Below are 20,255 nucleotides of genomic sequence, written 5' to 3'. Positions count from 1 at the left end.
TCGGCTAGGTGGAAACCGCAATCATACCGTTGGTCTTGGTTGTTGCTACAGAATCGACGCCGTGTCTCACGCCCTCCCTCGGGCATCGTCCCAGATGGGAACTTTGATATTGGAATCCTCGTGATTGTCTCTCTGGTGATCCTTACACGAACTGGAATTCGGTTTGGTCGCGCATCATCGCGTGCAGGACAATAGCGAGTCGTCCGGCCAGGGCCACACGTGCCTTCCTCATTGTTGAGCGCGCACCAGTCGCAAGCGCCCATTCCTTCAATTTGAGCGGGCCAGCATACCTCGTCAGCATGACATTGGCCGCCTCGTACAGGAGCGTTCGGACCCTGGTATCACCCCGTTTCGAGATGCTGCCGACATAGTCTACTTCTCCGGACTGATGCCGCCTTGGGACAAGCCCAAGGTACGGCCCGACATCGCGCGATCGTCGGAACCTCGACGGATCATCTACTGCGGCCGCAAAAGCCAGTGCCGTGATCGGCCCGACACCTGGGACGGTCATAAGACGTGAGCAGGTTTTGGATTTACGGGCCGTCTTTTTAACATCGGCATCAATTGCAGCAACGGCCGCCAATATTGCTTCACGCGCTGCAAACAATCCGTTCAATGCAGCATGAAGACCTGGAACCCCATTACTCACTTTCAGAGCGGCATCTTTGAATGCAGGCGACAGTGCCCGTGGCAACCGTACACCAAATACGACCACCAGCCCACGGATCTGATTGTCGATCGTCACGCGCTGCCCGACCAGTTTCTTGCGTGCTGCGATCAGTGACCGTATCGCATGAGCAGACAGCGATTTGACATGGGTAGGTTTGTAGAACCCGGTCCGCGCCAGATGGGCCAGGCCGCGCGCGTCATTGCGATCAGACTTGTGTCCCGCCAGAGATTTAAGGGCTTGATAGGCTTGCCTGCTTTCAATGCACTGGACTGGAATGCCGCGTTCAGTAAGTCCATGGTATAGCATCGGTGCCATCCTGCCGGTCTCAAACACAACGCCTACACAAGTTGGACCGGCCGCGAGAAAATCACTAATCGCATCTGGCGAGGAACGCGCCTTACCTTCTCGGATCAAGGTGCCATCGCGATCCAGCACACAAATATGCGTCTCTTCCATCGAGACATCCAAACCAGCAAAATATTCCATTTATCTGCTCCTCCAATTGGTTGCCGGTACAGTCTACCAGCTGATTTGCAGTGCCGGATTCAGATTACACCATGTTGAAAAAGTCTTTGTTGCAGTGCGGCAAGTCCTTTGATTCACTGGATTATGAGGGGATTGGAGGATTTCGTCATGATGGGCATCCAAACGGCACCGGCACAGTTGTTCTATGTCTTCGATCTGGAGCGTCATGTTCCTTCCGGTCATATGCTTCGCGAGATCGACCGGTTCCTCGACGTGGATGGCATGCGGGAAGTCGTGCGCCCGTTCTACAGCCACATGGGGCGTCCCTCGATCGATCCTGAGCTGATCATCCGGATGCTGGTCATCGGTTATGTCATGGGAATCCGTTCAGAGCGGCGCCTTTGCGATGAGGTCCATCTGAACCTTGCATACCGCTGGTTTTGCCGTTTGGGTCTGGAAGGGAAGGTGCCGGATCATTCGACCTTTTCCCGGTATCGTCATGGCAAGTTCCGTGACAGTGATCTGCTCCGGAAGGTATTCGAGGCAACTGTCGAACGCTGCCTGAGAGAGGATCTGGTCGCGGGTGAAGGATTGGCCGTCGACGCAAGCCTGATCCCGGCTGACGCCAATAAGGTCCGGTCTATTGCGGCCGAAGACTGGAGCCCGGAGGTCGCGCGCGAGGCCGGAAACCGGGCGGCACGCGAATATCTGGAAACACTCGACGATGCCGCCTTCGGAGCCGCATCACCGGTCCAGCCGAAGTCGTGACCAGGTCCGATCCGGCTGCGCAATGGACCCGCGCCTAGGAAAGCCGCCCGTATTTTGCCTATGCGACCAACTACCTGATCGACACCAAGAGCTCGGTCATCATGGATGTTGAGGCGACACGGGCAATCCGGCAGGCTGAGGTTGGGGCGTCGCGCACGATGCTCGACAGAACCGAGAAACGGTTCGGGATCAGACCGGATTGGCTGACTGCCCCTCTCGTGACATCGCTGCGCGATGCACTGCCGGGCAGTGGACACCGCCTACGGCAATGCCGAGAACCTTGGATGGCTGGTCGAGAAGCGCAGCATCATCCCCTTCATCCCTGTCATCGACAAATCAGAGCGGACCGATGGCACCTGGTCCAGGTCCGACTTCGAATGGGACGAGGCGAATGATCAATACATCTGCCCCGAGGGTCACGCCCTCAAGCAATATCGCCGGAACTACTCCGATCCGAACCGGGGGCAGGACACCGGAGGGCGGAAGAAATATCGTGCCTTGAAGGCGACATGCCAAGCCTGTCCATCCAAAGAAATCTGCTGCCCGAAAGCGGAGGCCCGATACGTCACCCGAGAACCCCACGAGGAAGCACGCGAGTTCGCCCGCGAATGCCGCAAGACCAAGGCCTACAAGGTATCCCGAGACAAGCGGAAGAAAGTAGAGATGCTCTTCGCCCATCTGAAGCGCATCCTCGGCCTAAACCGGCTACGCCTGCGCGGCCCCAATGGCGCCAAGGACGAATTCCTGCTCGCCGCCATCGCCCAGAACCTCCGAAAACTCGCGAAGCTGCGGCAGCAGTGCGCCAACTCGGAGGCCGCGGCATGATCTAAGCGGCCAGATAAACGCCAAAAGGCGGCGCGACGGGCGATTGCCCGAACCAAACGGTGACACTCGAGGATGAGGGCAGCCCAAAACACGTTCTCAGGCCGACTTTTTCAACAAAATCCGCCGGTTATGCGAAAAAGCACTCGTTCGCTTTCGCAGAAACCTGGCATCCGACAGCGGCGCGAGTGCCTTTCCGTCAGGCTTGGCGCGTTTGCTGCGGTGCAGGAAAGATCTTCGCCAATTTGCGGAGGTTCTGGGCGGTGGCGGCGAGCAGGAATTCGTCATTTGCGCCGCATGGGCCGCGCAATCTGAGCCGTCCGAGGCCGAGGACGCGCTTGAGGTGTGTGACGAGCATCTCGACCTTCTTTCGGAGCTTCATCGAGATGTCGTATTGCTTGGTTTTGGCGATGTCGCGCGCGACTTGGCGGGCGTCTTCGTGTTCCTCGCGGGTGATGGATCTGGCATCGGCGTTCGGGCAGCATTTCTGTTTCGACGGGCAGGCCTGGCAGGTCAGTTTCAGGGCACGGTATTTGGCCCGACCTCCATTGGTTGGCCCCCGGTTTGGGTCGGAATAGTTCCTACGAATCTGCTTTAGTGTCTGGCCCTCAGGGCAGACGTATTGGTCTTTCTCGGCGTCCCACTCGAAGTCCGCCCGGCTCCAGGTGCCATCGCTGCGGCCAGACTTGTCGAGGACCGGGATGTGCGGGGCGATCTTGCGGTCGACCCGCCAGCCCAGCATCGAGCCGGTGCCATACGCGGTGTCGGCGATCAGGCGTTCGGGATGCAGGTCGAACCTGGTCCTCACCCGATCCAGCATGGTCTTGGTCGAGCCGAGTTCTGCTTACCGGATTGATCTTGTCGCCTCGACATCGACGATCACGCCGTGATCCGTGTCGATCAGGTAGTTGTCGGAATAGCTGAAGAATGCCGGTCCCTTGCGCGCTGCCGTCTGTTACCGGCAGTGCATTGCAAAGCAATGCCACGAGAGGCACTGGCTTGCCGGCGCCGAAGGCGGCCTCGTCCAGTGTGTCAAGATACTCGCGCACGGCGCGGGGCGCATCGGCTGGATCAATCTGCGAGACGTCCCAGTCCTCCTTCGACGTCGAGTTCTGCTTGTTGGCATCCGCCTCGATCAAGCTCGCATCAATCGCCATGCGCTGACCGCTGACCAATCCCTCTTCAATGCAGCGTGCGACGGTCATCTCGAACAGGTGGCGCAGCAATTCGCTGTCGCGGAAGCGGCCATGCCGGTTCTTCGAGAAGGTGGAATGGTCCGGGACACGGTCGCCCAGATCGAGACGGCAAAACCAACGATACGCCAGGTTCAGATGCACCTCTTCGCATAGCCGCCGTTCCGACCGGATGCCGAAGCAATAGCCGACCAGGAGCATGCGGATTAGCAGGTCGGGATCGACGGTGGGGCGGCCCGTGTGGCTGTAGAACTCCGCAAAATGCCTGCGGATGCCGCCAAGATCGACGAACCGGTCGATGGAGCGCAGCAGATGATCCCGTGGGACATGGTCCTCAAGCGAGAACTCGTAGAACAGCGCCGGTTGCGCTTCCTGCCTCGGCCCCATCATCGCCGGTCCCCCCCTCGATTACAGGAATTGAATCAGCAGTTCAGACTTCGATCAAGAAAGAGCTTTTCAATAAAATCCGCCCGAAGCGGACCTATTGATTTTGTGCTGCATGCGCTCGCAGCGCGGAAGTCGCCTCAACAGAGTAAATTTCTATGCCGCTGCGCGGCAGAAAAACCGGTCTTTCATACGCACTGCAGCGGATGTGAAGCCGAAGAGCGCGGGCAAAAGTGGCTTTCAATATGGGCCGGTTACGAGACCTCCGGACGGTCCAGTGTCTTTTCGCACAGCTTATTCACGGCTGCGTGCAACAGGATCGTCAGAACCGCAAGCACGATCAGGGCGGCAAACATCAGGTCGGTTTTGGCCCGTCCATTGGCCAACAGCATCAGATACCCCAAGCCCTTCGAGGCCCCGACCCATTCGCCGATGATAGCCCCGATGGGTGCGTAAACCGCGGCCAATCGCAGACCCGATGCAAAGCCCGGCAAGGCCGCGGGTACGCGAATGTGCCACATAATCCGTGCGGGGCTTGCGCCCATCACCTTGGCCAAACCGATCCAGTCGCGGTTCGTGCGCATCAGGAAATCAAAAAATGATGACGTAACGGGAAAGTAGATGATGATGATGGTCATCGTGATCTTGGACCATAGGCCAAAGCCAAGCCAAAGGGTCAGGATCGGCGCCAATGCAAACACTGGAACGGCTTGGCTGAAAACCAGGATGGGGCGCACCAGCGCGCGCATTGTTGGTGATGCGACCAGCCCAATGGCCGACACAAACCCAAGTGCGGCACCCAGCACGAGGCCGATGAGCACTTCGGCCATCGTGACAACCCCGTGCTCGGCCAAAAGTGCGCGGCTTTCCCAGATTGTTTGCGCGACCAATGCAGGAGGCGGCAGGATGAAACGGGCGACACCTGTGGTCCAGATCACCGTTTGCCATAGCACCAACACCAGACAGGTCGCCGCGATGCCTGCCCGCCAACCCGTCATTTTGCGACCGCAAAACCAGCCCAGGACGCGTCAAAGAACGCGCGTTCCAACCGTACGGCTTCTGAGAAGGTCGCGGTGACCTGCGTACGCGCGGCGTCGTCCAGCGTGCCCCAAGCGGTATCCAGTTGATCGCGCAAATAGGAGACGACCTGCGCAAATCTGTCACCGGAATGGAGCGTTATCCACTCCCCCAACCAAAACGGCAGATCCTCAGCGCAGTCTTCAAACGGAGAGGCCCAATCAAGATAAATCCATTCGGCAACCACGAGAACAGACAGCATTATCTCATAGCGCCCCGAGCGGCGGGCTTGATCCATCAGCTGTTGGAACGCGATCGTCTCAGGTGCAGAGGGCGCGGTTGACGGAACCTCAAGCGCTTGCAAAGATCGCAGGAAGTAGGTGTTTTCAGGACCACAGATCAAACCCAGAAATTGCGCGCCGGGCACGGCATCGGCCAATGTGGGCGCATGGGCCACGGCGGATGCCAAAAGCCGCACAAACCCTTCGATAAACTGGTAGTCCTGTTGCAAGTATCCCGCCATCTTGTCACGGCTTAGGGTCCCATCAGCCAAAGCATTGGTGAACGCATGATGCGTCGCGGCGTGCCAGTCCTGCGCGACAAGCGATTGCAGGTGTTGTGTGGCGCTCATATCGGTCTCCGAAGTTGATCAAACAGATCTGACTGCGTGCGCAGCACATCTGGCGCGTGGATGTCACGCGGGATGGGGGTGAAAGGGGCGGCAACCTCGACAAGTCCTGATGGCGTCATGATCAGAATTTTCTGGCCCAAGCGCGCGGCCTCGTTGGGATCATGGGTGACCAACAACACAGTGCAGCCCGTCAACAGCTCGGCCGTAAGTTCCTGCATCTGCGCACGGGTCAGCGCGTCAAGCGCCGAGAACGGCTCATCCAGCAAAACAATCGCGCGGTTCTCCATCAAGGTGCGGGCCAATGCCACCCGTTGACGTTGGCCGCCAGACAGAGCGGCGGGCAATTTGTCAGCATGATCCGCCAAGCCGACTTGCACCAGCCTCTCGCGGGCGCGTCCTTTGTCCGGACGCTCCCCCCGCACGCGCGCCCCCAGCATGACATTGTCCAACACGCTGAGCCACGGCATCAGCAAATCTTGCTGCGCCATCATAGCGACGCGTCCGGTATCGCTGAGAATCCCGTCAAAAGTAACGCCCTCGGCCAGACCAGCAAAGAGGCGCAGCACCGTGGATTTACCCACACCACTCGCCCCCAAAAGGCAGGTCCAACTTTGCGGTGTCAGGGTCAGATCCAGCTGGGAAAAGATCGGAGTCCCGTCAATCGTCGCCGAACCTGTCATTCTCAGGGGCTGGTTCACGGATCCAGCCCCATGTCCCAAAATCCGACTTCCAATTGTGTGGCCATCGCAAACCGTGCCTGAAGGCTGGACCAACGCGGGCTGGTCGTTGCACCTTCGCCAATGCGCCGCGCAACTGCCCCATCCATCAGCGCGCCCACATCGCGGCAGAGCTGCTGGTAGTCGTCGCTGGCATAGGTGTCGATCCAGTCGTGGTAGGTGTCCGACGTTTTTGCGGCGGCCAGATGCGCACCGATTTCACCGTAGCCCATGACACAAGGGGCCAAAGCCGCCAGCAAGTCCAGCAGATCGCCGGAATGGCCCGCATCCAACACATAGCGGGTGTAGGCCAGATTTTCCTGGCGTTCTTGCGTTGCAAACAGCGTTGCCTCGTCGATGCCTGCCGCAGCACAGGTTTGGATATGCAGGTCGATTTCGTCGTTGATCAACCCGTTCACCGTCCCCGCGGCAAGCCGCATTTCTTCGACCGTATCGGCCTTGGTGATCGCCAAAGCCCAAGCGCGCGAAAAGTGGATCAAAAAGACGTAATCCTGTGTCAGATAATGCAGGAAGGCGGCGTGCGGCAGCGTGCCGTCGCCCAAGCCCTGCACAAACGCATGACGGGTATAGGCGGGCCAAGCGGGCGTGGAATCCCGCCACGCCGCGAAGGTGGTGCCGAAGCTCATTCCGCCCCCAAATCGACCGCAATCGCCGAGACAGGGCGCGTGCCCTCGACCAGACCGCTCTCGGCCAGAAACGCCTCGAACCTTGTGTATCGCCCTTCGTCCAGCGCTTCGGAGCGCAGGGCAAAACGGGGCAGCGTGTCGACCCAAGCCTTGGCGTTCAACTCGTCGTCCAGCTCGGGCGCGTAGCCTTTGAACAGCTCCCATGAGGCGTCAGGGTTGTTGACAATGTACTGTGTCGCAAGCTCTGTGGCACGAAGGAAACGGCGGACCTGACCCACATCCATACGGTCTGGGTTCGCCACATAGATCAGCTCGTCATAGGTCGGCACGCCCTCTTCCTCGACGTAAAAACAGCGGCCCTCAACGCCTTCGATCTCCATTTGGTTCAGCTCAAAATTGCGGTAAGCGCCGATGACCGCATCAACCTGACCTGACATCAACGACGGGCTGAGTGAGAAGTTCACATTAACCATCTCGACATCCTCCAGCGTGATACCGTGGCGGTTCAGCATCGCGCTCAGAACGGCCTCTTCGACGCCCGCAACAGAGAACCCAATTGTGCCGCCCTTAAGCTGGCTGATCTCTTGAATGGGGCCGTCTTTGAGAACCAGCAGACAGTTCAGCGGCGTCGCCACCAACGTACCCACACGGATCAGCGGCAAACCCTCGGCCACGTGCAAATGCTGGCTGGGCTGATAGCTGACGGCAATGTCGCCTCGGCCCGCCGCCACCAGTTTCGGCGGGGCGGACGGATCAGCGGGGGGGATAATCTCGACCTCGAGACCCTGATCGGCGAAATAACCCAGCTCTTCCGCCAAGATGATCGGCCCGTGATCGGGATTGATGAACCAGTCCAGCAACAAGGTCATCTTGTCTTGGGCAAAGGCCGGTGTCGCGGCGCAGATTGCCGCCGCGGTGATGAGGTATTTCATTTGGGTCTCCTTACCCTCCGAGAGCGAGAAGTTTGATCTCGCCCTGCCAGTGGCGTGAAAGCCGTTCTGCCGCGTGCCAGGCCCGCAGGCCCGACCGACAGGCCAGAACGGCACGTTGGTTTTGGTTTGGTGTGGGTCCATATGGTCCAAAGTCGGACACGGCATGGCGAGTCGCGTGTGGCAGCTCGGGGCCCTGTTCGCCTACAGCACGCAGGTCGATTAGAAAATCCGTCGCGGCGATGTCACGCGGCGCGATAAAGGCGGGGTTGGGTGCGGGATCAGCGGCCGTGTCAAAGCGGAACCCGCCAAACCGCAGCGTGCGCGCGTCATAGGTCACAAGCTGTCCCAAGCCTGTTTTATCGCCCGTCAGAATCGCCATCGCCATTTGGGCCTGAAGGCTGCCGATCACACCGACACTTGGCCCCAGCACACCGTCGGTGTCACAAGACCCAAGCTGGTCCGGCAGATCGGGAAACACCGCGCGCAGCCCAGGTTTGCCGCCGCAAAACCCCCCGACATAGCCGTCGCGGCCCACCACGCTGGCGCTGATCAGTGGTTGGCCAGTTTCAAGACAATTATCGGACGCCATATAACTGACCGCGAAACTGTCCGCGCAATCAAGGATCAGCGTCATGCCATCGCACAGGGCCGCAATGTTGGACGGGTCGACGCGCTGTTGAACAGGCTCAAGGGTGGTGTCGGGGTTCAATGCTGTCATCGCACTTGCGATCACGCGGACCTTGGGCTGGCCAATGTCAGCCTCGCGAAACAGCGTTTGGCGGTGCAGGTTGGACAGGCTTACCACATCTGCATCCGCGATACGGATATGCCCGACACCCGCGCCCACAAGGTATTGCATCACGGGTGCTGCCAGACCGCCGCCCCCGATGACAAGGAGAGATGCGCTGGCAATGCGGGCTTGCGCGCCGTCCCCTAGCACCGCAGTTTGGCGGGCGTAACGGCTCATCCGCAGACCTTGAGCCAGTGCGTGACGCGGCCCTCTGGATCGTCGTGCAGCGTGATGTCTGTGACCGCCGCGACAACATCCGCCCCTGCATCAAACGCTCCCTTTGCGCGGTCCGTACTCATCCCGCCAATCGCAACGAGGGGAATATCCCCCACAATATCCTTCCACACGCTGAGTTTCTCAATGCCCTGCTGGTGCCATTTCATCTTTTTCAGGATCGTCGGATAGATCGGGCCAAGTGCCACATAGTCAGGTTTCAACACCAGTGCGCGGGCTAGCTCGGCCTTGTCATGTGTCGAAATCCCAAGCTTGAGACCAGCCGCACGTATCGCAGGCACATCAGCCCCATCAAGGTCCTCTTGGCCCAGATGGACCCAGTCACACCCCAGTTCAATTGCCAGCTGCCAATGGTCGTTGACCACCAGAAGTGCACCATGGGCGCGGCACAAATCGCGGCCTTCGGTCAGTTGAGCGCGTAGCGCGTCTTGCGGTTGGTTTTTGATGCGCAGTTGCACAAGCTTGGCCCCCAAAGGCAACACGCGCCGCAGCCACGCCACGTCATCAAAGATCGGGTAAAAGCGGGGCAAGGTCATAGGATGGCCTTTCCAAATACGGGTGTGGAGGGGGCGGCCATATCGCGGGCATCCATAGGGTCAGCACCCGCGGCCAGCGCGCCCGCCTCAACCGCCAGCGCAAAGGCGCGTGCCATCGCCGCAGGATCGCCCGCCTTGGCAACCGCAGTGTTCAACAGCACCGCGTCATAGCCCATTTCCATCGCTTGGGCAGCGTGCGAGGGCAGGCCCAGACCTGCATCCACGACCAAAGGAATGTCGGGGAAATGCGCCCGCAAGCTGCGCAAACCGTAGATATTGTTCAGCCCCAGCCCCGTGCCAATGGGCGCGCCCCAGGGCATCAAGACTTTGCAGCCGACCTCAACCAGCCGCTCGCACAGCACCAGATCTTCGGTGCAATAGGGAAAGACTTCGAACCCGTCCTCGGCCAGTTGCGAAGCGGCGTCCACCAGACCAAAGGGGTCGGGTTGCAAGGTATCGGCGTGGCCGATGACCTCAAGCTTGATCCAGTTGGTGTCGAACAACTCGCGCGCCATTTGGGCTGTGGTCACTGCTTCGCGCACCGAATAGCAGCCTGCGGTGTTGGGTAGCACGGCGACGCCCAGATCCCTGATCAATGCCCAAAAATCCTGTCCCGCCAGATCGCCGCCCGCCTCGCGGCGTACAGATACGGTGGCGATCCCCGCGCCCGAACGGCGAAACGCATCCGCCAGAATTGCGGGCGACGGGTATTGCGCGGTGCCCAGCATCAGGCGCGATGTCACTTCGGTGCCGTAAAAAGTGGGCATTCTATCCTCCTTGGCGCGGGGCGACGATTTCGACGCGGTCCCCGTCTTGCACCCTGAGATCCGCGCGCTGGGCTTTGGACACAAACGCCTCGTTGACCGAGGTGGCCACTTTGGCGTCGCCCTTACCCAGCTCCTCCAACAGCGCGGTCAGCGTGGGCGCAGAGGTCTCAAATGCTTCACCGTTCACGATAATCTTCATACCAAACCTCCGGAATTTTGCCGTCTAACAACAGGTCCGCCGTCATCTGCGCAACGGCAGGTGCAAGCAGAAAACCGTGCCGAAACAGGCCGTTTGCGTAAATCACATCCCCGATCCGCCGAATGCGCGGTTGGTTGTCGGGAAAGGCGGGGCGCGCGTCCACGCCGATCTCCAACAGCTCTGCCTCGCCAAAGGCGGGGTGCAGGGCGTAGGCGGCATTCATCAGCTCCATCACGGATCGCAGGGTGGCGCGCCCGCGTTCGCCGGTTTCGATCTGGGTCGCGCCCAGCATGAACACATCGTCGCCGCGCGGCACGATATACAACGGAAACCGCGGATGAAGCAGCCGAACAGGGCGCGACAGTGTCACGTCGGGGCAGCGCACCACCAGCATCTCACCCTTCACACCGCGCAAATCTGTGAGGGTGTCGCGGGCGGCAAGGCCACGGCAATCGATCACCTGCCCTTTGATGTCACCGATGTCCGCTGAAAAACTCAGGCCTCTTTGGTCCAGCCGCGCATGCAGCGCAGTAAGGGTCGCGCGGGGGTCAAGATGCCACTCGTCTGACAAAAACAGCGCTTTGGAATAACGCTCGGCCAGATGAGGCTCGAGCGCGGCGATCTGCGTTTTGGTCAGGGGTGTCGCGCTCGGCGCACGGCGCGCAAATGTTGCCAGATCGCTTTGGTCGCGGCCCAGTGCGACGACGATGGTGCCCGCGTGGTGCACTGTGCCGCCTTGGCTTTGCCACCATGCGGCGGCTTTGCGGCCTTGGCGCACGATCTCGGGCTCGGCGCTTACCCCTTCGCAATCGGGTGCCAACATGCCGCCCGCCCACCATGAACAGGCATGATCGCCAGGCGCGCCATTGGGATCAATGACCGTGACTTGCGCGCCGCGCTCGGACAGCTCTGCCGCCATGGCAAGGCCACAAACACCGCCGCCAATGATGGTGAACGGTTCGCTCATGTCCAAAGCGCGTGAAAATGGTGAACAGGCCCTTGACCTTGTCCAACGTACAATTCATCCGCATGCAAGATCGCTAGATGGAGCCACGCGTGCGCTTGGGCCACCGCATCGTTCAACGCCATGCCTTGCGCCAAACCCGCAGCGATTGCAGAGGAATAGGAACATCCCGTACCGTGGGTGTTGCGGGTGTTCACACGTGGAGCCGAAAAGTCCTGCGTTCCCGTTCGCGACACAAGATGATCGGTGCAGGTCTCGCCGTCTGCATGTCCGCCTTTCATCAAAACCGCACCGACGCCAAGGTCCAAAAGGGCCTTCGCCTGCACTTGCGTGCTGCCCTCGCCCACCAGTTTCGCCGCTTCGGGTAGGTTGGGGGTAAGCAGTGTCGCGCGTGCGAAAAGGATCGATTTCAACGCATCTATCGCGCTATCGGCCAGTAGTGTGTCGCCTGATTTAGCCACCATCACGGGATCAATCACAACCGGCCCGGCGTAGCCCGCCAGTGCATCCGACACCGTTGCAATCAGAGACGGTGTCCCGAGCATCCCGACCTTGATCGCATCAATCTGGATGTCATCAAGAACGGCTTTGATCTGTGCAGCAACAATGTCATCCGGGATTGGATGAATGGCTGTAACAGCTTCTGTGTTCTGTGCCGTAACCGCCGTCACAACGGAAGCACCATAAACACCCATTGCCGACAAAGCCTTGAGATCGGCCTGAATACCAGCCCCGCCACCAGAATCGGACCCGGCAATCGTTAACACCCTAGCTGCCATGTCATAGCCCCTTGGTTCAGGGATCAGGATGGGAAAGGGCGCAGGCCACAACGGATGCGAAGTCCGCAAGCTGTTCCCTCCGCCGGTCCTAACCGGTTCAGGTTCAATGGGTTCGCAGCTTGTGCATCTCAGCCCGGATTAGGGCACCCCAACAGATATTAACAGCATTGCTAGATTGATAGCACGGACGCGTCAAACGGATAAATGATCGCAGACTACATGACAGCGTGAGTCTGGAGAATACGCCAATTGAGTAACAAAACTGTATTCGTCCATAAAATGCGCGACAGTAGCCTTGATCTGAAAGTAACGAGCATATGAGCTATAGCCTGCGTGGCAAATGAGCAGAACAATAGGGGCTTCTTGGTGGGTAACCAGATTGTTCGACCCGCTCGCACCAAAAGAGTTGTTTGGATTTGGTGCCCGAGATCGCATTCTAGGCCGTGTTGCCAAAAGGGATTCACAGTGTGGCGTTGACGTGATTCAAGCTGGTATCTGCTCTGGAGACCAGCTTGGCACGAGACCTGATGACGGACGACGAATGGGCGTTCTTTGAGCATTTCATCCTTGCTGCATGTGCCCCGAACGGACGTAAGCCAACCAATCATCGCATTGTTCTGGATGGGATTTTCTGGATCGCCCGGACCGGATCGCCGTGGCGGGACCTGCCGGAAGAATTCGGCAAGTGGTCGAGCGTCTACAGGCAATTCCGACGTTGGACACTTTCAGGCCTGTGAGAGGACATTCTCGAGGGCCTGAACCATTGTGGAGCGGTGCCGGACGCCCTCCAAATGGTCGACAGCACCGTAATCCGCGCTCACCATCAGGCAGCGGGCGCTAAAGGGCGACTCCGCGACAGGGTTTTGGCCGCTCAAGAGGTGGGTTCACGACCAAAATCCACCTCCGCGTCCACGCGGCAGGACTGCCAATGAGGTCTGAAATAACACCGGGTCAAACATCCGATTATCTTGGCTTTGACATGGTCATGGCGGACAACCTGCCTGAGCCGGCGGCTCTTCTGGTGGATCGCGGCTATGACGCTGATCGCATTCGCAAAACTATGGAAAAGCGCAATATCCTGCCTCAGATCCCCATGCGGAAATCGCGCAGAATGCGGGTCGGAGTGGATCACTCGCTCTACCAGCTTCGCAACATGGTTGAACGGTGCTTCAATAAGATGAAGAACGCCCGCCGTGTCGCAACCCGTTGCGACAAAACCGCCGAGAGGTTCCTCGGCATCATCGACATAACGTCAATCCGGCTTTGGGTGCGTCATTTGTCAACATGACCTAGACGGATGCGAACGGCAATTCAATGCGGACCGCACCATTCATCGACCCATCGGATGGCCGATACGACTTTGCGGTTCATCGCTTTGTGGATCTGGTATTCGCGGCTGTTCGCAGGGCGGACTACAGCGCCGTCACGCCGATCACGACCGGATGCGCCCATAGCAGCAGCACAAATCCGCCAATGCCTAGACCAAGACGTGTTGCCAGGCCGGTCCATGAGCGGGGCGCGTGACCCAATGGCGCGTCTGACACGCGGGTCCATAGTGTTTGCCACGCCGCACGGCCCATTTCCCTTTGCTTGCGCCGATTGAGGATCGCACGTCCGACAATGGCAAAGCCCCCCAGAACGCCGAAGAGGATCACATGCGACAGGTCGCCGTTCGGCAGCAGGTGCAGCCCGGCCCAAAGCGCAAGTGACAGCAGGATCGGATGGCGCACCCAGCGCACGATGCCGGGGCGCGCTGGGTCAAAGCGCGCGTTTTGCGCGCCGCCAAAGGAGAACGGGTTAGGCCGCGCGATGGACAGGGCAAGGATCAGGCAGACGGCGAACATCCCCAGATGTACCACATGCCGTTGCCACTCCATCTGCGGCCAAAGCTGGACATAGGGGGCCTGACCGGCAGCCCAAATCAGCAAGGCCAGCATTCCGACCGACAGCACGGAGTATCCAAGGCTGAACCCCCGTGGGCCGAGGATGCCGACAAGGCGTGATTTGACGGAAGGGCGCACCGGGATGGAATGGGTCAGGAAAAACGCCACGAATACAGCGGCAAATCCGGTCCAGGTCATGTGTTACCCCTTGGGTTTTTCGCGCAGCAGCAGGCGGCCGTAGACCACGGCAAACCCGCCGAAGGCAAGCAGCCACAGGGCCCCGGCGACATCGGTCAGCATCGGCACGGCGTCCGCCCCGATCCGTGCGGCCACGGACCCCAGCAGAGCAAGATAGATCATCAACGTCCAGCGGTCTGCCAAGAGCGGCTGCCCGGTATGGCCCAGCGTCGCCCGCGTCATCACCGCCAAGGTCATGGACCCGATGGCACCCGCCATCCACAGGTGTTGCGCGGCGGCGGTTCCGGTGCCGGTCAGACCGGTCAGCCCCAGCGCAATCGACCCCAGTGGGACAAAGGCATAGGACAGGTGCAGCACCCAGACCAGCGGCTCTGCCCCGGTGTGGTGGCCTTGCCAGCGGGTCAGCCGCGCCAGATGCAACACGCCTGTGGCGAGCAACGCTACTGCAGTGAAGGGGGCATTTGGCAGCGTGACCCAGAGCAACAGACCGGCGATGCTGGCCAGCAGGACGGCCTTGTCAAACCGTTGCATAGGCGGGGTAGGGCGCGCGTCGCGTCCTTCTCGCGCCAGCCAGTTGCGGGTGAAAGACGGGATGATCCGCCCGCCGATGACGCTGATCATCATGATCGCGGTCGCAAGGCCAAGGCGCAGGCCCATGCCTTGGGCGGCGTAAACCCCGCGCGCGGCGTCGAGGTGAAACAGGGCATTGGCCAGCGTGAACACCGCCAGCAGCCCCAACACCATCAGGTTACGCCAGTTCTTGCCCGCCACGATCTCTCGCAGGATCGTCGCGCCAAGGACCAACGGAAAGGCAAGGTCGATGACAGCGGCAAGGCCCGTCGGCAGGGTCGCGGAGAACAGGACCGCAATGCGCCCCGCGCACCAGAGGGCAAAGAGCGCGGCCAGCGGTTTGCCAACCAGCAGCAGGCGTCCGGTCCAGTTCGGCACGGCGGTCAGCAGAAAGCCCGCCAGAACTGCGGACAGGTATCCGAACAGAAAGGCGTGCGCGTGCCATGACACCGGATCGAACCGGGTCGGCAGGTCCAGTGTGCCCGACAGCGCAATGATCCACAGGACCATCGCAAAAGCCGCCCAGATCGCGCCGAACAGGAAAAACGGGCGAAAGCCGAAACTAAACAGCGCCGGTCCCTGCCAGGCGCGCATCTGCTCTGCCGAAGTCTGTGCCATGTGAGGCTCCTCAGTCTGCCGCCTGTGCGTCGGACACATCCATCAGGTGGCGAATATGGCGGGCAAAGGCCCATGTTGCGGGGAGGCCGATCACACATCCGATGGCGATGGCCCAGCCGGTCGACAGGACCGGCCCGCCGACCCAGCTAAGGATCAGTGCGGCAAAGAACACATTCACGCCCATCGCGCCCGCCCCGAACGGGTACAGGACCAGCGCAATCCGCCGTGTTGACCAGCCTTGTCTGTTCATCGCCGGGACACCAGCCGCTGCACGACGATCATGGACACGATCAGCGCGACGCAGGCGAGGGCGTACCAAAACTCGGCCGTGGCAGATTGCGGCTGCGGGATCGGACGGTCAAAGCCTTCGGCCCAAGCGGGCGCGGCGAAAAAGGCGGGGAGGATGGCAAGTTTGCGCATGTCAGGTCTCCTGTGTGAGTCTGCGGTAGATGTCGGGCAGGGCGCGGGTCAGGCGTTCGGGGTTGGGCAACAGGGTAAAGCCGCCGCGCCCAAAGATGCGGGCAAACCAGTCCTGTCCGTCCTCGTCGATGATGACGCCGTGCAGGGCGTGGCCTGCAAGGCGGGCCTCGCGCACGGCCATGTGGCTGTCTTCGATCCCGTGCTGACCTTCGTAATGGTCCAGATCGTTGGGCTTGCCGTCGGTCAGCACAATCAACAGCTTGCGGGCGGACGGTTCTGCCGCCAGTTGCGCACTGGCATGGCGGATGGCCGCGCCCAACCGCGTGTAATGCCCCGGTTTCAGCGCGCCGATATTGGCGGTGATCGCGGCGTTCATCGGCGCGTCAAAGTCCTTGCAGCGGGTCAGGAACACGCGGTCCCGGCGGAGTGAGGAAAAGCCCCAGATGCCCAGGCGGTCGCCAGCGGCGTCGATTCCGGCGGCCAGCGCGGCCATCGCTTCGCGCGCGACTTCGATCACCGAGGTGTCGCCGATGGCCGCCTCTGTCGACCGCGAAGTGTCGATCAGAAAGGCGACCGACAGGTCACGTTCTGTCTGCCGCGCGGCCTGCCAGATCCGGTCAGATCCGCGCCCGGTGGCGACCAGATCGGCGCGCGCGGTCAGCAGCGCGTCAAGGTCCAGTTCGCTGCCGTCCACCTGACGCGGTTGCAGGATGCGGCGCGGGCGCAGCGCCTCGAATTGGCGGCGGACCTCGCGGATGCGGCGTTCATCTGCGCGGTAGGGATGGGCGGCGTCGGGTATGGCGGGCGCGTCCAGAACGCGGCAATGGCCGTCCATGTAGCTGCGCGAACGGTGGTTCCATTCGGGGTAGGTGAACTCTCCGGCCAGCGCCTCGTGGTCGGCATCGGCGGGCGACAGATCAAGGTGCAGGCGCAGGCGCGTGGCGGCCTTGCGGTCGTGTTTCGACAGGGTGATGTTGTCCTGATCGTCAGCGGCCTTTTGGGCGTTTTCGTCGTCGTCATCGTCGACGCTGCGGTTGATGTTCATCGACTCGACCCATGACAGGATCGACTCGAACCGGTGGATGATAAAGCTGTCCTTGCGGTTCTGCTGGTCCTGATCCTTGCGCATGCCCAGCTTGCGGCTGGTCAGCGCGGCGGTGGGGGGAGGGGCGGCGGAATCGGCCTGTTCTTCGGTCGCGGCGCTGCCCGATCCGGGGGCTGCAAAGCGCAGCCAGATCGGCACCGGGGCAAAGGGCATGTACCCGCGTGGTGTTTCTGGCGATGCGATGACGGGCGAGCCGCCGCAGAGTTGATCCCGGATCGCGGTTTCAATGATAGCCTCTTGCGCGGGGCGTGTCAGGTCAGGGCGGGCGGCGGCACAGAGTTCGGCCATGTCGGCGTACTGCCCGCGCAGGCCGGGGCAGAGCGCATATGCGGCATCAGACGCAGCGGCGTTGGCGCGGATCTGTACGCAGTCGAGCGCGGGGCCGTCGCCGTTCAGGTCAAGGGTCGCGGGATCGCTGACGGACGCAAGTGCCGTCAGCCAGAAATAGGCGGCGCGGTTCAGTCGCGCCTCGGGAAAGTCAGCAATGAGCGGCGGCAGGGACAGGCGTTCACCATCGTACTGCGCCACCCATTCGCGATCGCGTTCCGCGCCCAGCTTGCGGCGCATGGGCTGGCGGTGGCGCACAAGGATCGCCGGAGCCTCGCTCAGTTCGACCCCGGCGGCCCCACCCAAAGCGCGAAACAGCACCGAAAGGCTGGGCCGGACAGAGGCGAGCGTGACGCCCGCCTCTGGGTAGGTGACGGCCCGGCCGATCCCGCTGGCCATGTCGTGCCAGAGGTTCCCGACGGTCTCTTCTGGTTCCATGAGATCGGATAAGCGCATCTTTTTCACCCGTAGATTGTCGAGATCAGATCCCGCAGCGCCACGCCCACGTCGGGTTCATCGCTGAGGGGTTGCACGATGGCGGCCTCTAGCGCCTGATCGACGCCCATGCCCCCCGCCATCAGCGTGGCCGCATAGATCAGCAGACGGGTTGAGACACCTTCTTCCAGATCCATGCCGGACAGCGTCCGAATACGGCCAGCCAACCGTACCAAGGGGGCCACGCGCCCCGGTTCCAGCCCGCTTTCGCGAGACACGACGGCGATTTCCGCCTCTTCCCCCGGAAAGTCGAAGGCGATCGACAGGAACCGCTGCCGCGTCGACGGTTTCAGCCGTTTCAGCACGTTCTGGTAGCCGGGGTTGTAGGAGGCGACGAGCATGAAGCCTTTGGGCGCCACCAACTCCTCACCCGTGCGGTCGATCATCAGCGTGCGCCGCGTGTCGGTGAGCGGGTGCAGCACCACGGTCACGTCTTTGCGGGCCTCGACCACCTCATCGAGATAGCAGATACCGCCCTCGCGCACCGCGCGGGTCAGCGGACCGTCGACCCAGACAGTCTCGCCCCCCTTCAGCAGGTAGCGCCCGATCAGGTCCGCCGCTGACAGGTCGTCATGGCAGGCCACGGTGTACAGCGATTTACCAAGCCGTGCCGCCATATGTTCGACAAAACGGGTTTTGCCGCAGCCGGTCGGCCCCTTCAAAAGAAGGGGCAAACCGTTGTCATAGGCCGTCTCGAACAGCGCGCACTCTTTGGCGGCGGGCTGGTAGAACGGCAGGGTCGGTGTGGTTTGCATGTTCATCTCAGCCTCCTGTCGCGGGGTTGGCCGCACCGGGGGCGATGATCTCACGTTTGCGGACCACAAGGATCGAGTAGATGAACAACAGCGCACCGATGACCACCGCAAGGCCCGCACCAAAGCGCATCATGTAGAACAGCGACAGACCGTCCTGCACGTCCATGTAGTAGTCGCCCACGACGCGCTGCATATGCGTCTGGATGGTGCCGGCAAAGGTAAGCACAAAGGTCATGAAGGCCATGCCGCCGGTCATCAGCCAGAACGAGGCCATGTTGAGCACCTGGTTATAGGGCTCGCGGTTGCGCAGCATCGGCATCGCATAGGTGAACATCGCAAGGTTCAGCGCCACATAGGCCCCGTAAAAGGACAGGTGCCCGTGGGCGGCGGTGATCTGCGTGCCGTGGCTGTAAAAGTTCACGCCATGCAGGGTGTGCAGAAAACCCCAGACACCCGCGCCAAAGAAGGCGACCGTGCTGGACCCAAGCGACCATAGCAGCGCGGCCTTGTTGGGATGGTTCTTGCGGCCCTTCCAGACCATGACAAAGGCAAAGCTCATCATCAGGAAGAAGGGGATCACCTCAAACGTCGAGAAGATAGACCCGACCCACTGCCAGTAGCCCGGTAAACCGATCCAGTAGAAATGGTGCCCGGTACCAAGGATGCCCGAGAACAGCGCGGTGGCGACGATGATGTACAGCCATTTCTCGACCACTTCGCGGTCGACGCCGGTCAGTTTGAGCAGCAGAAAGGCAAGGATCGACGCCATCACCAGTTCCCAGGTCGCCTCGACCCAGAGGTGCACGACAAACCACCAGTACATTTTATCAAGCGACAGGTTCTCCGGGTTGATGAAGGCAAAGACCCAGAGCAGCGACAACAGCCATAGGCCCAGTAGAAGCACGTTGGTGATCGCCGTCTTCTTGCCCGCCAGCACGGTCATCGAGATGTTGAACAAGAAGATCAGCGCCGCGACGAGAATGCCGAACTTGACCCAGAGCGGCTGTTCCAGAAATTCGCGCCCGCCGTGGATGCCGACAAGGTAGGACCCCACCGCGCCCAGCGTGCCGACCATCAGAATGATCAACTGCAGATAGGCCAGTTTGACCGAATAGATCTCACGTTCCGATTCCTCGGGGATCAGGAAATAGGCCGCCCCGAAGAACCCCAGCAGCAGCCAGACGATCAGCGCGTTGGTGTGGATCATGCGGATGATGTTGAACGGAAGAAGCTCCGACAGAAAGTTGGGCGAGACATAGATCCAGCCCGCCAGCAGCCCGCCCAGCACCTGAATGCCGAACAAGGCCATTGCGCAGACGAAATAGGCCAGCGCCACCTTTTGTGATTGGTATTTCATGAGTTTGTCCTCC

At 60.8% G+C, this 20,255-nt stretch carries 19 protein-coding genes, 3 pseudogenes and 1 riboswitch; of the genes and pseudogenes, 2 read left to right on the top strand and 20 right to left on the bottom strand.

Annotated elements, in window-relative coordinates; translation table 11 throughout:
- Positions 1–142: 142 nt before the first annotated feature.
- A complete protein-coding gene (locus tag ANTHELSMS3_RS19445) occupies positions 143–1,156 on the bottom strand; it encodes an IS110 family transposase (protein ID WP_094036316.1) in 1,014 nt (337 codons plus the stop codon).
- A gap of 147 nt (positions 1,157–1,303) precedes the next feature.
- Between ANTHELSMS3_RS19445 and ANTHELSMS3_RS19440 the strand changes: the two are divergent.
- A pseudogene (locus ANTHELSMS3_RS19440) lies at positions 1,304–2,728 on the top strand (IS1182 family transposase).
- Between the two features lie 196 nt (positions 2,729–2,924).
- Here ANTHELSMS3_RS19440 and ANTHELSMS3_RS19435 read toward each other — a convergent pair.
- The 12 genes and pseudogenes from ANTHELSMS3_RS19435 to thiD all read right to left on the bottom strand — a co-directional run bounded on the left by ANTHELSMS3_RS19435 (position 2,925) and on the right by thiD (position 12,514).
- Positions 2,925–4,308 (bottom strand): annotated as a pseudogene (locus ANTHELSMS3_RS19435) (transposase).
- Between the two features lie 248 nt (positions 4,309–4,556).
- Positions 4,557–5,300, bottom strand: a complete 744-nt coding sequence (locus ANTHELSMS3_RS19430; RefSeq protein ID WP_094036315.1) for an ABC transporter permease — start codon at positions 5,298–5,300, stop codon at positions 4,557–4,559.
- Positions 5,297–5,950, bottom strand: coding sequence for a TenA family protein (locus ANTHELSMS3_RS19425; RefSeq protein ID WP_094036314.1), 654 nt, complete (start codon positions 5,948–5,950; stop codon positions 5,297–5,299). The genes ANTHELSMS3_RS19430 and ANTHELSMS3_RS19425 overlap by 4 nt, the downstream gene beginning before the upstream one ends.
- Positions 5,947–6,648, bottom strand: coding sequence for an ABC transporter ATP-binding protein (locus ANTHELSMS3_RS19420; RefSeq protein WP_439098657.1), 702 nt, complete (start codon positions 6,646–6,648; stop codon positions 5,947–5,949). Before ANTHELSMS3_RS19420 ends, ANTHELSMS3_RS19425 begins: the two co-directional genes overlap by 4 nt.
- Positions 6,645–7,313, bottom strand: a complete 669-nt coding sequence (gene tenA, locus ANTHELSMS3_RS19415; RefSeq protein WP_094036312.1) for a thiaminase II — start codon at positions 7,311–7,313, stop codon at positions 6,645–6,647. The genes ANTHELSMS3_RS19420 and tenA overlap by 4 nt, the downstream gene beginning before the upstream one ends.
- A complete protein-coding gene (locus ANTHELSMS3_RS19410) occupies positions 7,310–8,245 on the bottom strand; it encodes an ABC transporter substrate-binding protein (RefSeq protein WP_094036311.1) in 936 nt (311 codons plus the stop codon). Before ANTHELSMS3_RS19410 ends, tenA begins: the two co-directional genes overlap by 4 nt.
- Positions 8,246–8,255: 10 nt before the next feature.
- A complete protein-coding gene (locus ANTHELSMS3_RS19405) occupies positions 8,256–9,212 on the bottom strand; it encodes a HesA/MoeB/ThiF family protein (RefSeq protein WP_094036310.1) in 957 nt (318 codons plus the stop codon).
- The gene (locus ANTHELSMS3_RS19400; protein WP_094036309.1) at positions 9,209–9,805 is read right to left on the bottom strand and encodes a thiamine phosphate synthase; all 597 of its coding nucleotides are present in this window, start codon (positions 9,803–9,805) and stop codon (positions 9,209–9,211) included. The genes ANTHELSMS3_RS19405 and ANTHELSMS3_RS19400 overlap by 4 nt, the downstream gene beginning before the upstream one ends.
- Complete coding sequence (locus tag ANTHELSMS3_RS19395) at positions 9,802–10,572, bottom strand: thiazole synthase (protein ID WP_094036308.1); 771 nt, start codon at positions 10,570–10,572, stop codon at positions 9,802–9,804. The genes ANTHELSMS3_RS19400 and ANTHELSMS3_RS19395 overlap by 4 nt, the downstream gene beginning before the upstream one ends.
- Before the next feature lies 1 nt (position 10,573).
- Positions 10,574–10,771, bottom strand: a complete 198-nt coding sequence (gene thiS / locus ANTHELSMS3_RS19390; protein WP_094036307.1) for a sulfur carrier protein ThiS — start codon at positions 10,769–10,771, stop codon at positions 10,574–10,576.
- Positions 10,749–11,738 (bottom strand): FAD-dependent oxidoreductase, encoded by a 990-nt coding sequence (locus ANTHELSMS3_RS19385; protein WP_094036306.1) that lies wholly within the window; start codon positions 11,736–11,738, stop codon positions 10,749–10,751. The genes thiS and ANTHELSMS3_RS19385 overlap by 23 nt, the downstream gene beginning before the upstream one ends.
- Positions 11,735–12,514, bottom strand: a complete 780-nt coding sequence (thiD, locus tag ANTHELSMS3_RS19380) for a bifunctional hydroxymethylpyrimidine kinase/phosphomethylpyrimidine kinase (protein WP_094036305.1) — start codon at positions 12,512–12,514, stop codon at positions 11,735–11,737. Before thiD ends, ANTHELSMS3_RS19385 begins: the two co-directional genes overlap by 4 nt.
- A gap of 57 nt (positions 12,515–12,571) precedes the next feature.
- Positions 12,572–12,675, bottom strand: a riboswitch (TPP riboswitch).
- Between the two features lie 339 nt (positions 12,676–13,014).
- Between thiD and ANTHELSMS3_RS19375 the strand changes: the two are divergent.
- Positions 13,015–13,802, top strand: a pseudogene (locus tag ANTHELSMS3_RS19375) (IS5 family transposase).
- Between the two features lie 124 nt (positions 13,803–13,926).
- Here ANTHELSMS3_RS19375 and ANTHELSMS3_RS19370 read toward each other — a convergent pair.
- Genes ANTHELSMS3_RS19370 through ANTHELSMS3_RS19340 form a run of 7 tightly spaced genes read right to left on the bottom strand, consistent with a single transcriptional unit; the run spans position 13,927 to position 20,242 of the window.
- Positions 13,927–14,595 (bottom strand): NnrU family protein, encoded by a 669-nt coding sequence (locus tag ANTHELSMS3_RS19370; RefSeq protein WP_094036304.1) that lies wholly within the window; start codon positions 14,593–14,595, stop codon positions 13,927–13,929.
- Between the two features lie 3 nt (positions 14,596–14,598).
- Positions 14,599–15,783 (bottom strand): NnrS family protein, encoded by a 1,185-nt coding sequence (locus tag ANTHELSMS3_RS19365; protein WP_094036303.1) that lies wholly within the window; start codon positions 15,781–15,783, stop codon positions 14,599–14,601.
- Between the two features lie 10 nt (positions 15,784–15,793).
- The gene (locus ANTHELSMS3_RS19360) at positions 15,794–16,033 is read right to left on the bottom strand and encodes an NnrT protein (RefSeq protein WP_094036302.1); all 240 of its coding nucleotides are present in this window, start codon (positions 16,031–16,033) and stop codon (positions 15,794–15,796) included.
- Entirely contained in the window at positions 16,030–16,203 is a 174-nt protein-coding gene (locus ANTHELSMS3_RS19355) for a protein NnrT (protein ID WP_094036301.1), read from the bottom strand. Before ANTHELSMS3_RS19355 ends, ANTHELSMS3_RS19360 begins: the two co-directional genes overlap by 4 nt.
- A 1-nt stretch (position 16,204) precedes the next feature.
- Positions 16,205–18,091: a nitric oxide reductase activation protein NorD gene (locus ANTHELSMS3_RS19350; protein ID WP_094037253.1), complete on the bottom strand. Its 1,887-nt coding sequence runs from the start codon at positions 18,089–18,091 to the stop codon at positions 16,205–16,207.
- Positions 18,092–18,096: 5 nt separating this feature from the next.
- Complete coding sequence (locus ANTHELSMS3_RS19345; protein ID WP_094036300.1) at positions 18,097–18,891, bottom strand: CbbQ/NirQ/NorQ/GpvN family protein; 795 nt, start codon at positions 18,889–18,891, stop codon at positions 18,097–18,099.
- A 1-nt stretch (position 18,892) separates the two neighbouring features.
- Entirely contained in the window at positions 18,893–20,242 is a 1,350-nt protein-coding gene (locus ANTHELSMS3_RS19340) for a cbb3-type cytochrome c oxidase subunit I (RefSeq protein ID WP_094037252.1), read from the bottom strand.
- Between the last annotated feature and the right edge of the window lie 13 nt (positions 20,243–20,255).

Origin of the sequence: Antarctobacter heliothermus, from assembly GCF_002237555.1 — a bacterium.
Taxonomy (GTDB): Bacteria; Pseudomonadota; Alphaproteobacteria; order Rhodobacterales; family Rhodobacteraceae; genus Antarctobacter; species Antarctobacter heliothermus_B.
This window is presented reverse-complemented; position numbering and strand designations above follow the sequence as displayed.

Bases quoted from the DNA above. Each gene is read 5' to 3' on its own strand.
- ANTHELSMS3_RS19445 (WP_094036316.1), bottom strand. From the start codon at position 1,156: ATGGAATATTTTGCTGGTTTGGATGTCTCGATGGAAGAGACGCATATT.
- ANTHELSMS3_RS19370 (WP_094036304.1), bottom strand. From the start codon at position 14,595: ATGACCTGGACCGGATTTGCCGCTGTATTCGTGGCGTTTTTCCTGACC.
- ANTHELSMS3_RS19355 (WP_094036301.1), bottom strand. From the start codon at position 16,203: ATGCGCAAACTTGCCATCCTCCCCGCCTTTTTCGCCGCGCCCGCTTGG.
- ANTHELSMS3_RS19425 (WP_094036314.1), bottom strand. From the start codon at position 5,950: ATGAGCGCCACACAACACCTGCAATCGCTTGTCGCGCAGGACTGGCAC.
- thiD (WP_094036305.1), bottom strand. From the start codon at position 12,514: ATGGCAGCTAGGGTGTTAACGATTGCCGGGTCCGATTCTGGTGGCGGG.
- ANTHELSMS3_RS19345 (WP_094036300.1), bottom strand. From the start codon at position 18,891: ATGAACATGCAAACCACACCGACCCTGCCGTTCTACCAGCCCGCCGCC.
- tenA (WP_094036312.1), bottom strand. From the start codon at position 7,313: ATGAGCTTCGGCACCACCTTCGCGGCGTGGCGGGATTCCACGCCCGCT.
- thiS (WP_094036307.1), bottom strand. From the start codon at position 10,771: ATGAAGATTATCGTGAACGGTGAAGCATTTGAGACCTCTGCGCCCACG.
- ANTHELSMS3_RS19350 (WP_094037253.1), bottom strand. From the start codon at position 18,091: ATGCGCTTATCCGATCTCATGGAACCAGAAGAGACCGTCGGGAACCTC.
- ANTHELSMS3_RS19410 (WP_094036311.1), bottom strand. From the start codon at position 8,245: ATGAAATACCTCATCACCGCGGCGGCAATCTGCGCCGCGACACCGGCC.
- ANTHELSMS3_RS19365 (WP_094036303.1), bottom strand. From the start codon at position 15,783: ATGGCACAGACTTCGGCAGAGCAGATGCGCGCCTGGCAGGGACCGGCG.
- ANTHELSMS3_RS19405 (WP_094036310.1), bottom strand. From the start codon at position 9,212: ATGAGCCGTTACGCCCGCCAAACTGCGGTGCTAGGGGACGGCGCGCAA.
- ANTHELSMS3_RS19385 (WP_094036306.1), bottom strand. From the start codon at position 11,738: ATGAGCGAACCGTTCACCATCATTGGCGGCGGTGTTTGTGGCCTTGCC.
- ANTHELSMS3_RS19360 (WP_094036302.1), bottom strand. From the start codon at position 16,033: ATGAACAGACAAGGCTGGTCAACACGGCGGATTGCGCTGGTCCTGTAC.
- ANTHELSMS3_RS19395 (WP_094036308.1), bottom strand. From the start codon at position 10,572: ATGCCCACTTTTTACGGCACCGAAGTGACATCGCGCCTGATGCTGGGC.
- ANTHELSMS3_RS19430 (WP_094036315.1), bottom strand. From the start codon at position 5,300: ATGACGGGTTGGCGGGCAGGCATCGCGGCGACCTGTCTGGTGTTGGTG.
- ANTHELSMS3_RS19400 (WP_094036309.1), bottom strand. From the start codon at position 9,805: ATGACCTTGCCCCGCTTTTACCCGATCTTTGATGACGTGGCGTGGCTG.
- ANTHELSMS3_RS19340 (WP_094037252.1), bottom strand. From the start codon at position 20,242: ATGAAATACCAATCACAAAAGGTGGCGCTGGCCTATTTCGTCTGCGCA.